This window comes from Pontibacillus litoralis JSM 072002 (assembly GCF_000775615.1).
Taxonomy (GTDB): domain Bacteria; phylum Bacillota; class Bacilli; order Bacillales; family BH030062; genus Pontibacillus; species Pontibacillus litoralis.
Window position 1 is genome coordinate 1 of record NZ_AVPG01000009.1, and the last position, 15,755, is coordinate 15,755.

Annotated in this window: 15 protein-coding genes and 1 tRNA gene; 11 read left to right on the forward strand and 5 right to left on the reverse strand. The window is 39.6% G+C overall.

Annotated elements, in window-relative coordinates:
• Positions 1–138: 138 nt before the first annotated feature.
• Positions 139–211 (reverse strand) — tRNA-Val (locus tag N784_RS07355).
• A 143-nt stretch (positions 212–354) separates the two neighbouring features.
• The gene (locus tag N784_RS07360; protein WP_036833771.1) at positions 355–969 is read right to left on the reverse strand and encodes a TetR/AcrR family transcriptional regulator; all 615 of its coding nucleotides are present in this window, start codon (positions 967–969) and stop codon (positions 355–357) included.
• Between the two features lie 242 nt (positions 970–1,211).
• Between N784_RS07360 and kynU the strand changes: the two genes are divergently transcribed.
• From kynU to N784_RS07385, 5 genes are all read left to right on the forward strand, one after another.
• Positions 1,212–2,498, forward strand: coding sequence for a kynureninase (gene kynU, locus N784_RS07365; RefSeq protein WP_036833773.1), 1,287 nt, complete (start codon positions 1,212–1,214; stop codon positions 2,496–2,498).
• Between the two features lie 3 nt (positions 2,499–2,501).
• Positions 2,502–3,128, forward strand: a complete 627-nt coding sequence (gene kynB / locus N784_RS07370) for an arylformamidase (protein ID WP_036833775.1) — start codon at positions 2,502–2,504, stop codon at positions 3,126–3,128.
• Positions 3,129–3,147: 19 nt separating this feature from the next.
• Positions 3,148–4,005 carry a tryptophan 2,3-dioxygenase gene (gene kynA, locus N784_RS07375; protein WP_036833776.1) on the forward strand — a complete coding sequence of 286 codons (858 nt, stop codon included), beginning with the start codon at positions 3,148–3,150 and terminating at the stop codon, positions 4,003–4,005.
• A 47-nt stretch (positions 4,006–4,052) separates the two neighbouring features.
• Positions 4,053–5,393 carry a sodium-dependent transporter gene (locus N784_RS07380; RefSeq protein ID WP_036833778.1) on the forward strand — a complete coding sequence of 447 codons (1,341 nt, stop codon included), beginning with the start codon at positions 4,053–4,055 and terminating at the stop codon, positions 5,391–5,393.
• 228 nt (positions 5,394–5,621) lie between these two features.
• Positions 5,622–6,242 (forward strand): lytic transglycosylase domain-containing protein, encoded by a 621-nt coding sequence (locus N784_RS07385; protein ID WP_052127190.1) that lies wholly within the window; start codon positions 5,622–5,624, stop codon positions 6,240–6,242.
• Between the two features lie 238 nt (positions 6,243–6,480).
• Here N784_RS07385 and N784_RS07390 read toward each other — a convergent pair whose 3' ends face one another.
• From N784_RS07390 to N784_RS07400, 3 genes are all read right to left on the reverse strand, one after another.
• Complete coding sequence (locus tag N784_RS07390) at positions 6,481–7,533, reverse strand: iron-containing alcohol dehydrogenase family protein (protein WP_036833781.1); 1,053 nt, start codon at positions 7,531–7,533, stop codon at positions 6,481–6,483.
• The gene (locus N784_RS07395) at positions 7,526–8,182 is read right to left on the reverse strand and encodes an MtnX-like HAD-IB family phosphatase (protein WP_036833783.1); all 657 of its coding nucleotides are present in this window, start codon (positions 8,180–8,182) and stop codon (positions 7,526–7,528) included. The genes N784_RS07390 and N784_RS07395 overlap by 8 nt, the downstream gene beginning before the upstream one ends.
• Before the next feature lie 119 nt (positions 8,183–8,301).
• Positions 8,302–9,087: a DeoR/GlpR family DNA-binding transcription regulator gene (locus tag N784_RS07400; RefSeq protein ID WP_036833784.1), complete on the reverse strand. Its 786-nt coding sequence runs from the start codon at positions 9,085–9,087 to the stop codon at positions 8,302–8,304.
• A gap of 240 nt (positions 9,088–9,327) precedes the next feature.
• Here N784_RS07400 and N784_RS07405 point away from each other — a divergent pair, with 240 nt between their 5' ends.
• The 6 genes from N784_RS07405 to N784_RS07430 are packed head-to-tail and all read left to right on the forward strand — an operon-like array spanning position 9,328 to position 15,637.
• A complete protein-coding gene (locus tag N784_RS07405; protein WP_408633507.1) occupies positions 9,328–10,395 on the forward strand; it encodes an ABC transporter ATP-binding protein in 1,068 nt (355 codons plus the stop codon).
• Positions 10,396–10,445: 50 nt separating this feature from the next.
• Entirely contained in the window at positions 10,446–11,267 is an 822-nt protein-coding gene (locus N784_RS07410; protein ID WP_084600183.1) for a carbohydrate ABC transporter permease, read from the forward strand.
• 12 nt (positions 11,268–11,279) lie between these two features.
• Positions 11,280–12,113 (forward strand): carbohydrate ABC transporter permease, encoded by an 834-nt coding sequence (locus N784_RS07415; protein ID WP_036833787.1) that lies wholly within the window; start codon positions 11,280–11,282, stop codon positions 12,111–12,113.
• 50 nt (positions 12,114–12,163) lie between these two features.
• Positions 12,164–13,477 carry an ABC transporter substrate-binding protein gene (locus N784_RS07420; protein WP_036833788.1) on the forward strand — a complete coding sequence of 438 codons (1,314 nt, stop codon included), beginning with the start codon at positions 12,164–12,166 and terminating at the stop codon, positions 13,475–13,477.
• Positions 13,478–13,493: 16 nt separating this feature from the next.
• Positions 13,494–14,921 carry a CehA/McbA family metallohydrolase gene (locus N784_RS07425; RefSeq protein WP_036833790.1) on the forward strand — a complete coding sequence of 476 codons (1,428 nt, stop codon included), beginning with the start codon at positions 13,494–13,496 and terminating at the stop codon, positions 14,919–14,921.
• A complete protein-coding gene (locus N784_RS07430) occupies positions 14,918–15,637 on the forward strand; it encodes an HAD family hydrolase (RefSeq protein WP_036833791.1) in 720 nt (239 codons plus the stop codon). Before N784_RS07425 ends, N784_RS07430 begins: the two co-directional genes overlap by 4 nt.
• Positions 15,638–15,755: the final 118 nt, after the last annotated feature.

Consider the following 15,755-nt stretch of genomic DNA (forward strand, 5'->3'; position numbering starts at 1 on the left):
GTTCAAAAAAGAACGAAATGGTGCCTTTTTTTAGATTTAAGAGACCTTGGGAATATAAAAACGTAAGTTTTTCAGTGGCCTCTTTTTAAAAGGTGGTGTTTTAGTTACAAACATTGTTATATCAATAGTTTGAAGGTATGATTCCGATTGGGCTCGAACCAACGACCTCCACCCTGTCAAGGTGGCGCTCTCCCAGCTGAGCTACGGAATCGTACGATGAAATTAATTTTGAAGACAATTAATATTATATGTTCTTTTTTAAAAGGTGTCAAGGGGAATGTAGTGATCAAATAACTAGCATTTAAGACCGCACTGTTCCTTGTCATTTCTTCCACAATGTTTACTCTACAAAGCTTAATGATACAGTCCTTCTACATACATTTGAGTCATATTTTTGATGACATCGTCTATGGAATAGTGGTTTTCGTTGTGGACAAGCTCCCACATAAACATTTCATTGGCGTAAAACCATCCTCTTGCAACAAGGTGTGGGTTTAACGATTTTTTGGCTAAGTTTGCTGCTTGGGCGTATTGTACATCTATGGTGATGCGGCTAATGAATCGTTCTCTTATGTTGCTCCATTTTTCTTGAACAGAGGGGGAAATCCCTTTGGCTTCTTGAATGACTGTCATCATGGCTTTCTCTTTAATGGATAATTGCAGGAATTGCTGTACTTGATTTCGTATGAGCGAACGGGCTTCTTCGTGCGTTATTGGTTCGAATGGGAGCTCGGCAATGGTGTAAAATTTGTTCATTAGTTCCTCCATTAAATAGATAAATAATTCGTCTTTGTTGCGAAAGTACACATAAGCAGTACCGTATCCTGTTTGTGCTTTTTTGATGATTTGTGAGATGGTTGTTTTTTGAAAGCCGTTGGATAGAAAGGTTTCTTGTCCTGCTGTTAATAATTTTTCGCGTGTTTGCAAAGCTTGTAGCTTTCTTTGTGATAACGGTTTATCAGTATTCATGTTTCTTCTCCTTTTGCGCTTTTTTGAATAGTCAGTTAATTTTCGGTTCATTCTACATGGTCGATAGAAAATTAGCAACGCATAAGGGGGAGTTTGCTATTTATTACAAAATTTCGTTGACATGATGTCATTGACATAGTGTCGCATTTTGTATTAAAATTCAGACATAAAATATTCATAATTTTCTTAAATGGGTTAAGGGTTTCGTTTTACATAATAATGGTTCATGGAGGGGATATAAAATGATGAAGCAGCTTTCAGATTATAGTTGTGCATATGCTCGGCAGTTAGATCAAGAGGATGCATTGGCGAAGTATCGGGAAGAATTTTATGTGCAACCTGGTGTCATTTATTTAGACGGCAATTCTTTAGGGTTATTGTCGAAACGGGCGGAGGCCTCGTTGATGGAATTATTAGATTCTTGGAAGCAGTATGGAATCGATGGTTGGACAGAAGGGACGTATCCGTGGTTTTATCTATCCGAGTCGTTAGGGGAACAAATGGCTCCATTAGTAGGTGCGCTTCCGGAAGAAGTGATGGTGACGGGGTCTACGACGGTAAATATTCATCAGCTTATTGCTTCTTTTTATAAGCCTGATGGAAAACGGACGAAGATTTTGGCGGACGAATTAAACTTTCCAACGGATATTTATGCATTGAAGAGTCAGCTTAAGTTAAAAGGGTACGATCCTCAAGAGCATTTAATAGAAGTGCAGAGTGCCGATGGAAACCTTTTAAATGAAGAGGATATTATCGAGGCGATGCAAGAAGACGTCGCACTTATTTTACTGCCTTCGGTCCTTTATCGTAGTGGTCAAGTGCTAGATATGGAACGTTTGACAGAAGAAGCTCACAAGCGTGGAATTGTGATTGGGTTTGATTTGTGCCACTCGATAGGTTCCATTCCGCATCAATTAAGTGAGTGGGGGGTAGATTTTGCCCTTTGGTGTAATTACAAGCATTTAAATGGAGGTCCGGGTTCTGTTGCGGGGCTTTATGTAAATAAGAAACACTTCGGCAATGCGCCTGGTTTGGCAGGATGGTTCAGCTCGAAGAAAGAGAAACAGTTTGATATGAATCATGATTTGACGCCTGCAGACACAGCTAGTGCCTATCAGATTGGTACTCCTCACGTATTAAGCACAGCTCCTATTATTGGTTCGCTTTCTATGTTTTCGGAAGTAGGTATAGAGCAAATTCGTCATAAGTCGTTGCAGCTTACACAGTATATGATGGATTTAATTCGTCATGAACTATCTGCGTATGAATTTACGATTAGTAACCCAACGGAGGATGATAAACGTGGAGGCCACATTTATTTAGAGCATCCAGAAGCGGCAAGAATTTGTAAGGCGTTAAAGGATGAACAAGTAATTCCTGATTTCCGTGCGCCGAAAGGAATTCGTTTAGCGCCTGTTGCATTGTACAATTCTTTTGAAGACGTGTGGGAAAGTGTGCAGATTTTAAAGAAAATAATGGACGGCGAACTGTATAAAAACTATAAAAATGAACGCGGAGTGGTGGCATAAACGATGGATAAGAAGTGGATCGATATTTCTCAGCCTTTACACGATTCCATTGGGCATTGGCCTGGCGATACACCGTTTTCTTATAATATTACGTATTCAAAACAGGAAACCGGTTCTGTTAATATTGGAAGGATTACAACAAGTTTGCATACAGGAACGCATATTGACGCGCCGTTTCATTTTGACAATAATGGCGAGAAAGTAACGGATTTAGCGATAGATGTGTACATCGGACTAGCTAGAGTGATAGATTTGTCTGCTTTTGACCAGATAGATGAAGCGGCGCTCCGCACTTGTTCATTGGACGGTGTGACAAGGGTGTTGATCAAAACGTGTGTACCGAATAACCCTGATCATTTTCCGGCGCAAGTGCCTGGTGTAACGGCTGATGGCGCAGCGTACTTAGGAAAGAAAGGAATTCGTTTAATAGGGATAGATGTACCTTCTGTTGACGCTTTAGATAGTAAAGAGATGGAAGGGCATCATACACTATACAAAGAGGGTATTCATATTTTGGAAAATGTCATGCTTGATCGGGTGCCAGAGGGAGATTATGAATTAATTGCTCTTCCTTTGCCTTTGAAGGATGCAGATGGAAGTCCTGTTCGAGCAGTCATTCGGCCAATTTAATTATTATAGGGGGACAACGATGACGTATTCAGAAAACAATCACCAAAACCGCGCTGCACAATCGGAACAAGGAATTCATACGAACTTTAAAGAAAACATGACGTACGGAGATTATTTACAGCTTGATCGCATTTTAGCGAGTCAACATCGCTTATCGGAGCACCATGATGAAATGTTGTTTATTATTATTCATCAAGTTAGTGAGCTTTGGATGAAGTTAATTTTACACGAAACACAGGCCGCGATTGGTTCCATACAAGGTGGAGATATTTCAACAGCATTAAAGCGGCTTGCTCGCGTATCCAAAACACAATCGCAAATTATTCAAGCTTGGGATGTTCTAGCCACAATGACGCCATCGGAATATTTAGAGTTTCGTGATTCATTAGGTCAAGCTTCTGGGTTTCAATCGTATCAATATCGAATGATTGAATTTGCTTTTGGTTATAAAACGAGCCACGTATTGAAAATTTATGAAAAAGATGAGAAGCTGCATGAACAATTATTAGAAGCTTATCATGCACCAAGTTTATATGATGCAGCAATTCAGCAACTTGCTCATCATGGTTTCACAATTAATGATGACGTGTTAAACCGTGATTACTCGATTGCGTACAAGGAAGATGATTCTGTGCGTCAAGCTTGGTTAGAAGTGTATCAAAATGTAGATCAGTACTGGGACTTGTATGAATTAGCAGAGAAATTAGTCGATATTGAGGATTGGCTACAGCAATGGCGCTTCCGTCATATGAAAACAGTAGAACGTATTATTGGTTTTAAAATAGGTACAGGAGGCTCCTCAGGGGTAAATTACTTAAAACGCGTATTAGACCAGCGTTTCTTCCCAGAATTATGGGATATTCGTACACATTTATAAAAGGGATAGGTTCAGCTTATCCCTTTTTCTACTAGAGGAGGTGTCGCATGAGTACAGAGCGTGAACAATGGTCATCGAAAGTAGGGTTTATTCTTTCTTCAGCTGGTGCCGCCGTAGGATTAGGTGCTATATGGAAGTTCCCGTATGTTACAGGTATGAATGGAGGAGGAGCGTTCTTTCTTTTATTCATTTTATTTACACTTCTCATTGGGCTACCGATGTTAATCAGTGAATTTATAATCGGTAGAGGAGCGCAGAAGGAAGCTGTTACGGCTTATAAAACCTTAGCGCCAAATAGCTTATGGGTACTTGTTGGTAGATTAGGTGTCGTTGGATGTTTCTTGTTATTATCCTTTTATAGTGTTGTAGGTGGCTGGGTACTTATTTATAGCGTTTTATCTCTAGTTGGAGCTATCATTTATGATGGTGCTGCATATGGAGAATTTTTCGGTATGATTACGAGTACTCCTTGGATAGGGCTGCTAGGTCTTGCGTTATTTTTGTGTATGAATGTCATCGTTCTTTCCTTTGGGATAAAAAATGGCATCGAAAAAGCGAGCAAATATTTAATGCCGCTTTTATTCGTCTTTTTCGTTGTTATTGTCATACGTTCGATCACACTAGATGGGGCGATGGAAGGGATTCGTTTCTTCTTGAAGCCTGATTTCTCGCAAATTACAGGCGAAGGTGTTCTGTATGCGTTAGGGCAATCCTTTTTCTCCTTAGCGGTAGGTTTTTCTTGCATGGTAACTTATGCATCGTATTTAGGGAAGAAAGAAAGTATCCCATCATCAGCTTCCTTTGTTGTTGTTATGAACATCGTTGTTTCCTTTTTGGCGGGTCTTGCCATTTTTCCAGCGGTCTTCGCCTTTGGGCTTGAGCCGACAGAAGGACCTGGATTATTATTCGTCGTCTTGCCAACCGTGTTCGCTCAAATGCCTTTTGGCGAAGTGTTCTTAAGTTTATTTTTACTATTATTCTTATTTGCTACGTTAACGTCGTCCTTTAGTTTACTAGAAATTATCGTTTCTGCTTTCACCGAAAGTGGAAAGAGGGGACGAAAAAAGGTAGCTTCAATATCTGGTATTGTTGTCTTTGCAGCGGGAATACCAGCAGCATTATCGTTCGGTGTATTAGCTGATATACACATAATGGGCAAATCGGTCTTTGATGCGACTGATTATCTCGTAAGTAACATCTTATTGCCGATTGGTAGCTTTCTTATTGCAATGTTTGTCATTTATGGAATGGACCGAGTGCTAGTGGAAAATGAATTTAAAGCTGGGAATTCGTTAGCAAACGGATGGTACAAGACGTGGCGATGGTTAATGGTGTTGCTTGTCCCAATTACAATTTTCGTTGTATTTGTGAATTTATTATTGGGATAAATGAATAAGTAACCGCTTTGATGGGGATCTACATCGAAGCGGTTGTTTTGGTGCAATGAAATAGTGAAGGTCGCATTTTCTTGTAGGGAGCTTAGCCAAATTTGAAGCGTTCTTTTTTAGCTACATGCATCTATTTTTTCTTTATATTGCTTTTTATTGTACAACATATTATAAAAGTGGCCGATAATATATAATAGAAAGTAGTTATGAAAGAAGAGGTGTTGTTCGTTGAAAGTACAACTATGGCAAGAAATGATGCAACTACAAGCAATGCGAAATATCGGACCTGGCAGCACATCATCACCAGTTCAACCGATGCAAAATTCTCTTTTGTTTTCCCAAGTATTGCAAAGCGAATTAGGAAAATTACAAACACCAATCGTACCTAGCAGTGAAATGGGTACTCCAGCACCAGTAGTTCATGCAGGATATACACCGAAGGCTATAGCGCCAATACATACGAGCGGTGATAATCAGTATGCGCCATACATAGAAGCAGCTGCAAAAGCACATGATTTAGACCCGAAACTACTCCATGCAGTCATCCAGCAAGAGTCCAATTACAATGCAAATGCAGTCAGCGAAGCCGGTGCGAAGGGGTTAATGCAACTAATGCCCAGTACCGCTAGAGGATTAGGTGTGCAAGATCCATTTGACCCAGTTCAAAACATTAACGGCGGAGCAAAATATCTCAGCCAATTGTTACATAAATATAACGGGAATAAAGAACTAGCTTTAGCAGCCTATAATGCAGGTCCAGGAAACGTTGACAAATATGGAGGCATCCCACCTTTTAGCGAAACAATGGCCTACGTACCGAAAGTGATGGAAAATTATATGAACGCATAAAGAGGCACCTCGCTCGATTGGCAGGGTCTTCTGTGATAACAAAAAGAGGACAGCATGGTAATGATCCCGCAAAGTTAGATTCTTATTCTAACTTTTGGGGGGCATCTCCCTTGTAGCTAACCTCTTTTTTTGTTGCGTTGTGCGCGGGATTTGCGATTTGTGCTCGGAATACGAGATTTGTGCTCGGAATACGAGATTTATGCGCTAAATGCATTAAAGAGAGAGGGGGGCTCTCTCTTTAATGGAGAATTTCTTTTAAGGTTTCGTCTTCGTGTAGAAAAGAAATTGCTTTTGCTCGATATGTTTCGTCGTGTAAGTATGTGTAGCGGTGTGGCTTGATGAGTGGACTTTGTTGGATTGCTTTTTCAAAATCTGTTCGTTTAATGCCAAGTGTTTTGACATAGTTGAAAAAGCCTGTTCTGCTGAATACTTTGTGCATTCGTTCTGCTCGGTGTTGTTGTACGCTGGCCATAATATAGGTGGCAATACCGACTTGGATGCCGTGCATGTTTGGATGATTAGCGTATTTGTCTAGGGCGTGGGATATTAAGTGTTCGGATCCGCTTATCGGTGCGCTATTTCCGCTAATGACGGTTGATACGCCGCCCATGGTTAAGGAACTGACGAGCTCTTTTAGGAAGGTCGGGTGTTTGATGTCGTGCATCGGCGTGCGAATAAAGCTATTCACGGCTTTTTTACTAAGCATAGAGGAGAAGGCGTTTACTTGACTGACTCCGTGCTTGTCTTCGAAATCCCAGTCATATAGCGCGGTAATATTGGACATTAAGTCGCCGATACCTGCTAAAATAAACTTATCTGGAGCTTGTTGGATGACGCTTAAGTCGGCAACAATTCCGTATGGCACACGTGCGGGAACGGTTGTTTTTCTTCCTTCTACTAGCAATGAGCAATTGCTGCTTGCAAATCCGTCATTAGAGGCGGAGGTAGGAATGCTAATAAAAGGCGTGCGTCGCGTGAAGCTAATGTATTTGCCGAAATCGATGATGGATCCACCGCCGATAGCTACTATGACGTCATAGGTGTCTATACTGAAAGCAGTTGAAATTAAATCTTCAATTGATAGGTTCGTATCGATTTGTACGGTGTTTACGTTTAATGTGGTAAATGTGCTTTTAACCTTTTGTTCATAGTGTTCAAAGGTGAAGTCGTCAAATAAGAGTAATATTTTTTCAAATCCATGTTTCATCAATATGGCTTCAAGGCTATAAATGGCGCCGCTCCTGATTTCCAATATGGCCGGGATAGGGATGTTCGTAATCGGGTTAGCCATGATGGATAAATCCTTCCTGTATTAACTCCTGCTCGATTTCTTTAAAGTTGTTCACAGCTACATAAGGAACATCTTTTTCTTTAAGAATATGTTGCAGGGCATCTTTAGCAAACGTGACATCTGCATATACGGCAGGATGCGAGTCGGGTTCGCTATCACCAGCAAAGTGGACGATTTCATATTCTTCTTTCAATGATTGTATGACTTTCGCTTTATCGATGCCGTATCGTGCTGAGTAGTGATGGTGTGCAGGGTCAATGTCTAAGTGGATATTGTTTGCCTCATAATACCCTTTGTTGGACAATACCGTCACATCTTCCATGCCGTATTTGCGCATAATGTGGTGAATGTAATAATCGGTGCCAGCACTTAGTATATAAACGTCACCGTCACTTTGTTGGACGTGCTGTATAAATGCTGGGACGTGTTCATCAATGGGAATGTTCAAAATATCTGTTACGATTTGTTCTTCGTCTTGATCAATGGATTGGAAAACTGTCCGAAGAAAGTCGATATCCTTGACCTGACCTGCTTTCCATTGATGATATAATTTTTCACCTTCAGGAAAGTACTTCTCAATCACAATCCAATAAAAGTCTTTGTTTGAAATTGTGCCATCAAAATCCGAAACAAATGCCCATTTCTTCATTCCATATCCCTCCAAATCAATTGGTCACTTTAACTTTAGCAAAAAAAAGATATTCTTATAATACCTTTCCTTTATTTTTCACCTTTATGATGAAAAAAACTCCAGACCGATGTCTAGAGTCAACATTCTACTTGCTCTTCTTGATAATAAAATAGCGGTATTCCATTACTGTCAAAATGCTCGACAATTGCCTGAGCAATCATCGGGTCGGTAATAATACCATTTACTGATGATAATGGCCCGATACGTAACATGGATGTTGCTTCGAATTTCGTGTGATCTGCCACGACTAACGTATTGGTAGCATTGTTAAACATAGCCATTTTCACTTCATATTCTCCATGACCAATATCCATTAGTCCGTCTGTTAACGAAACGCCACTAACACTCATGAAGAACGTATCGATATGTAGTCTGTTAATCTGTTTAATGGCAGAGCCGCCGACGATACATAATTCTGAGTTTCGCAATCGTCCTCCTGGGAGTATAACTTCAAAGTTAGGGTTTTGACTTACAATCGTCGCAATGGTAAGAGAATTCGTCAAAATGGATAATTGATTAAAGTTCTTTTGCAATTGTTTGGCTATTTCTGTATTTGTTGTACTGACATCTAAGGCAATAAAGTCTCCCTCTTGTACGTATTGACATGCCTCTAGCGCAATAAATTCTTTTTCCTTAATATTAATAGCCTCTCGCACTAAAAAGTTTGTCTCAGGTGTATTCGTTTGGTTGATCATGGCACCACCGTGGACACGCTTTATAGTCCCCACTTCTTCTAAATGTTCTAAGTCTCGTCGGATGGTTTCTGGTGTTACATTTAATTGTTTACTTAAAAATCCCACTTTAGCTGTTTGATTTTGTTGCAAAAAATCCATGATAAATTTAATTCTATCATTTCTAAGCATCGTTTCACCTCAGTCAATTATAGGCTACAAAAAGCCTTAAATCCGTAACCTTCCCTCTATTATACTAGTAATCACTTCCTTTTTTCTATTAAATTACCTTCATAATTTCATAACATTGAATTTACATAAATCTTTAATTATCTTTACATTTCATTTTTATAATTAATTTTGCAAAGAAAAACAAACATAAAATAAAGAAAAATAAAAAACAGGGGGTAACCTATTTTGGCTAAAATCCGTATGGTCGATTTATCAAAGCAATACGATAACCAAGATCGTAAGACGATAGATCGCTTTAATTTGAATATAGAAGAGCAAGAATTCGTAGTCATTGTCGGTCCTTCAGGATGTGGGAAATCAACAATGTTACGCATGCTAGCAGGACTTGAATCCATATCTGATGGGGAGCTTTGGATGAATGATAAGGTGGTAAACGATATTCCGCCTAAGGACCGAGATATTGCATTAGTATTCCAAAACTATGCATTATACCCACATTTATCTGTTTTTGATAATATTGCTTTTGGTTTGAAAATAAGAAAAACACCAAAAGACCAAATAAAGAAACAAGTAGAAAAAACAGCTGACATTCTTGGTTTAACCGATTATTTAAAGCATAAACCGAAATCTTTATCTGGTGGACAAAAACAGCGAGTAGCTTTAGGAAGAGCGATTGTGCGGAATGCAAACATTTTCTTAATGGATGAACCTCTGTCCAATTTAGATGCTAAACTGCGTACGCACATGCGTGAGGAAATTATGCAATTGCATCGTCGTCTGAAGGCAACGACTATTTATGTGACGCATGATCAAACGGAAGCAATGACCATGGCATCCAAAATCGTTATTTTAAAAGACGGCTATATTCAGCAAATTGGGACACCAAAAGAAGTATACAATCAACCTAAAAATATCTTTGTCGCCGGTTTTATTGGTGCACCGACGATTAACTTTTTGCCTGGGAAATTATCAAATGAAGAAATCAAATTGTTAGATGGCACTGTAGTCGGAGGAGTGCAACAACCACTATTTCATGAGGGGGACGTCATAATCGGAGTACGCCCGGAAAATATGTCGCTCACTTCAGAACAGAAAGGCATACCGATGAGCGTACGCTTTACAGAAATGATGGGTGCCGATATGTTTGTGCATGGTGAAGTGCAAGGGGAGAAATGGAAGATTCGTGTAAATCCTGATGAGGATATTTGTGTTGGAGAAACAATTTACATCCAATTAGATGCGAATAAGCTACATGTATTTGATCCACATACAGAAGAATCATTATATCCTCACAAGGAGTTGGTATAGTGTCGCGTTTGAAGACTGTTGGGAAGTTGTTGTTTTTTATTGGGATTCCCATGATTCCTTTAGCTGTTTTTTGGTTTTTTCCGATGTTTGTTTCCATTTGGCTAAGCTTCACCAATTGGGATTACATAAGTCCAACGTTTGATTATGTTGGGGTTGAAAACTACACGACTACGCTAACAAGTGCTGATTTTTATCAAGCGTTATGGAACACCGCATTATTTGCAGTTATGACGATTATTCCAACTATTATCATTGGATTACTACTAGCTTTATTGTTGCGAAAAGGATTAAAAGGAGAAACGTGGTTCCGTGCTTTTTTATTCTCTCCTTGGATTACGCCAATGGTTGCGATGTCAATTGTATGGACATGGATTTATGAACCGGATGTTGGCTTAATGAATCAAGTTCTAGGTTGGTTCCATTTGCCACAACCAGATTGGTTAACCGATTCGGATACAGCGATTTGGGCAATCATTATTGTCACCGTTTGGAAAAATGCTGGCTGGGCGATGTTGTTTTACTCTGATGCCTTATCTAAAATACCAAATGATTTATATGAAGTAAGTCACTTAGAAGGAGCTTCTGGCTTACAGCGAATTAAGACAGTTGTGCTTCCGCTTGTATCGCCGACGACGTTATTTCTAGCAATTGTATCAGCGATTAACGCAATCCAAGCATATGACCAAATTCAAGTTATGACACAAGGTGGTCCATCTGGAAGTACAAGAACGCTTCTATACTTGTATTACCAAATGGCGTTTGAACAGTTCCAAATGGGACAAGCAACCGCTTTGGCTACAATCATTGTCGTATTTACCATGTTGCTTTCTCTCATTATGTTTTATGCGTCAAAACGATGGGTTCACTATTAAGGAGGTGCGAGTATGGATCAAGCAACGAAGCATTCTATACCGAGGTATATTGTATTAATTGTGCTAAGTATGATGATGATATTTCCATTAATTTGGATGTTGCTTAGCTCGTTAAAAACAGGAGAAGAGATATTCGCTATTCCTTTAAAATGGCTTCCAGATACGCCACAATGGGGCAATTTCCCCGGGGCGTTAGAGCTAGCACCATTCGGCTTGTATATATATAACAGTACGGTAACAGCGCTAGTAATCGTCGTTTTTCAAGTCGTGCTCGCTTGTATGATGGCTTATGCGCTAACGCAATTGCAGTTCAAAGGAAAGAACGTGTTATTTAATTCGATTTTGATGACGTACATGTTGCCAGTAGCCGCTACGTATGTACCAAGTTACGTTATTGTTGCGAAATTAGGATTGCTCGATACGTTAGCTGGGATTATTATTTCGAACATTGCTAGTGTGTTTTGTATTTTTATGATTCGCCAAGCATTTATGCAAGTGCCGAAAGAGATGGTAGAAGCAGCTCGTGCAGATGGAGCGAATGATGTAGCTATATTGTGGAAAGTCATGATTCCCATGAGTAAGTCATCGATTTTCACTGTGGCGCTCATTAGTTTTGTGCAAATGTATAACAACTATTTATGGCCATCCCTTATTGTGAAAAGCCAAGAAAATTATCTAGTCACAGTAGGTTTAAATCAATTCTTTACAGCACAGGGTACATTTTCTAGTCAATGGCCGATGATTATGGCTGCTAACGTATTGGCTGTTTTACCGCTATTGTTGCTCTTTATTGTGTTGCAAAAATGGTTTATTAAAGGCATCAGTGATAATGGATTAAAAGGATAGATTATCACTCGTCTTTCATATAAAAAATTTATCAAAAAAGGGGTAGGAGAATGAAGAAAAACATGTTTGTCGCTTTGGTAATGTCGCTGGTACTATTGTTTGTTTCTGCTTGTGCCGCAAATACGAAGGAAGGAAAGGCGGAAGAAGCAGCAAGTGAAACAGATAAACCTATAGAAATTGAGTATTGGTTTGGATTAGGTAGTGAAGCAGGAAAGAAAATGGAAGGCATTATTCAATCTTTTAATGAATCTCAAGATAATTATGTTGTCAAAGGTGTTTCACAAGCTAGTTATGACGAAACGTATCAAAAGCTACAAGCTGCAATCGCTTCAGATACTGCACCTGGCGTATTCATTACTGGTGGTGCGCAAATGCATGATTTAGCATCTAAAGAAGCGATCACGCCATTAAATGATTTTTTAGAAGAAAATGATGCATTTAATGAAGATGATTTTCTTGATGTATTTATTAACCCTACGAAAATAGATGATTCTTATTATGGGCTTCCAGCTTATGGTACGACGCAAGTTATGTATTACCGTAAGGACTTATATGAAAAAGCAGGTATTGATCCAGAAGAAGCGTTCTCCTCATGGGAAAACCTAGCAGAAGCTTCCAAAGAAATTCAAGAACAAGGTGTAGCCGATTTCGGACACCTACCAATGTGGGATCAAAATAACTTAATCGACCTTGCGTTAAGTAGCGGAGGCACAATTTTGAACGAAGACGGAACAGAAGTCATGATAGACGAAGAAGCTTGGGTGGCGTCTTGGGATTTCATTCGGAAGCAAATCCATGAAGAGAAAACGATGAAAGTGAACTCTGGCGGACAAGGCTGGGAATATTGGTATAAAACGATTGATGAAGTAATGAATGGAAGCGCGACAAGCTACACAGGTTCATCAGGTGATAAAGGGAACTTAGACTTTGAGATTATTGATTCCACATTGCAACCAGGATTTAACGGCAATGAAGGAAAACCGATTGTAGAAGGTCTATTTATGGCAGTTCCAGAAAGTATCGCAGACGAAGAAAAAGAAGCAGCAGTAGCATTTATGAATTACTTTACTAGCCCTGAAGTAAATGCGGATTGGGCCCAAGCAATTGGCTATATACCAGTTAAACATACGGCAATGGACGTTCCTGAATACAAGACGTTTATTGAAGAAAATCCGTACGCAGGCGTTCCATTTGAGCAAGCACAGATTGGTACATCTGGATTTATTGATCCAACAGGCGGAAAAATTATTGATGCGTTGTCGATTGCAGCGGATAAAGTAGAATTAGAAAATATTCCTGCAGAAGAAGCGTTAAAAGAAGCAGATAAAGCGGCTCAGAAAGCATTAGATGAAGTCAATCAATAACCAGGGGGTGTAACAGTTGATATGTTTAAATTTCAAACAAGACGAGAAGCATAAAGTATTAAATCAACAGCAACATTTCGCAGTTCCAGCAGGTGTTTCCTCTATCTCATTTCAGGTAGAGGAACAACCAAATATGTGGTTAACATGTATGGTTTATGACGAAAAGCAACAGCTACGAGGACAATATATGAATATTACGAAGCAGCCGTTTGTTATTCATGAGGATCCTGAGAAAACAAGTCCGAATACAGTGTATGGAACGATTCATGAGGGACAATGGACAGTAGATATAGGGATTTTTGCAAAAGAAGAGGTGGAGGCTTCCGCAAAATGGTGTACATTAAGTATTTCGTTTAATGAATTAGACACCGTTTTACAGCCAAATGCTTATCATTGGCAAACGCCAGATCAAGCAGTATTTGATTTACAAGCTTTTCAATCAAACAAAGTGATTCAAGAACGAAGCAAATGGTATAAAGGTGATTTCCATACACACACCATATACTCAGATGGTAAAATGACTCGTGAAGAAAATATGGAAAGTGCTAACAACCAAGGGCTGGATTTCTTTGTAGCAACAGATCATAACATCGTGCCGACATCTTGGTTTGCTGAAACAGATATCCTTGTCATTCCTGGCGTGGAAGTAACGTCGCCATTAGGCCATTATAATATTATCGATACGAAAAAATCTCCTTTTTCCGATAATCGCATGCACGATTTACTGTCTGAAGAAGGAATGAATCGTATTATTCATGATGATTATGGTGATGCACTTACGTCAGTCAACCATCCATTTTTAACAGAGTGGAAATGGCTATTGCAAGAAACGCCGTTATTATCCATTGATTCTATTGAAATTTGTAACGATCCAACGTACCCTGACAATGAACACGCAACGAATCTAGCATTGCAAGCGTGGTCGATTTTATTAAATGATGGCTACCGCATTACGGGAATTGGTGGTTCCGATTCTCATATGAAACCAGAGGAAACATATGAGGGTAGCACGGAACCATCTTTAATAGGCGACCCAGGTACGTTCGTCTATGGTAATGAGCTTTCAGCGAAAGAGATTGTTCGCCAAATTCGTCAAGGGCATGTCGTCGTTTCCAGAGGAGAATTTATCGACTTTTGTGCAGGAGAGTACATGGCTGGTGATACGTGTGAAAGGAGAAGCGGTAAAGCAATGGCGCAAGTTTTAACAGATGAAGCTATTTATTTCGAGTGGATTCTTGACGGAGAGGTAGTGCATACCGAGTATGGTACTGAATCTTCATATGAATTTCAATTAGATAATGATTATCACTGGCTTCGGGTTGATGTTCGCTATATAGATGGCACGTTTTATGGATTTACGAACCCGTTGTATTTTGGTGAGAAACCTACGACGATGACGAAGTGGGGCGAATTATTACAACGAATGAAAGAGAGCAATTCATGATAAAAGCAATTTTGTTCGATAAAGATGGCACATTAATTGAATTTAACACGCTATGGCTACAGTCCACATATCAGTTAGTAGAGAGTCTTGTTGCACAATATGCGAACGATGCCAAGCAGCATATAAAAGTAGATACAATTGCCAGATTACTAGGTATGGAAGAAGAAGGAGTAGCAGAACATAGCGTGTTAGCTAGCAAAACATCAGAAGACATTGCAACAATTATTGCAGATGAGCTCGGCGTTGACCAGCAAATCATCCATGAAAAAGTGAATAACTTTTATTATAAACATGCGCGAGAGAATCGTAGCGAAATAAAATCCATCGGTGACGTCCACGCCTTATTCCAGCAATTAAAACAAAATGAACTAATGATAGGTGTGGTAACAGCGGATAATTATGACGTAACAGAACTGACATTGGCACAGTTACAAGTCAGTGATCAAGTCGATTTTATCGCAACCGCAGACCGTTATGAAAAAAAACCAAACGAAGAAGCGATGGACATCTTTTGCCGCACGTTTAACTTAAAGCGAGACGAAGTGATTCACGTTGGCGACACACCAACAGACATGGAATTCTCCCGCCACGGACGATTCGGTGTAGGCGTATTATCAGGTGTTGGCTCAGAAACAACCTTGAAACAATACACACCACACGTTATAGCATCTATCCAACAACTAATTGATAATAAAGGAAAGTTTATCTACCATTGATTTTCTCCCTAAATAAATCACGTGGACTTTCCTTTTAGCAGATACGAAGCCGCTTCATTTACTGAAGCGGCTTTATTGGGTGCTGGATATGTGCGTAGAATTCCGGTGATGTGCTCAG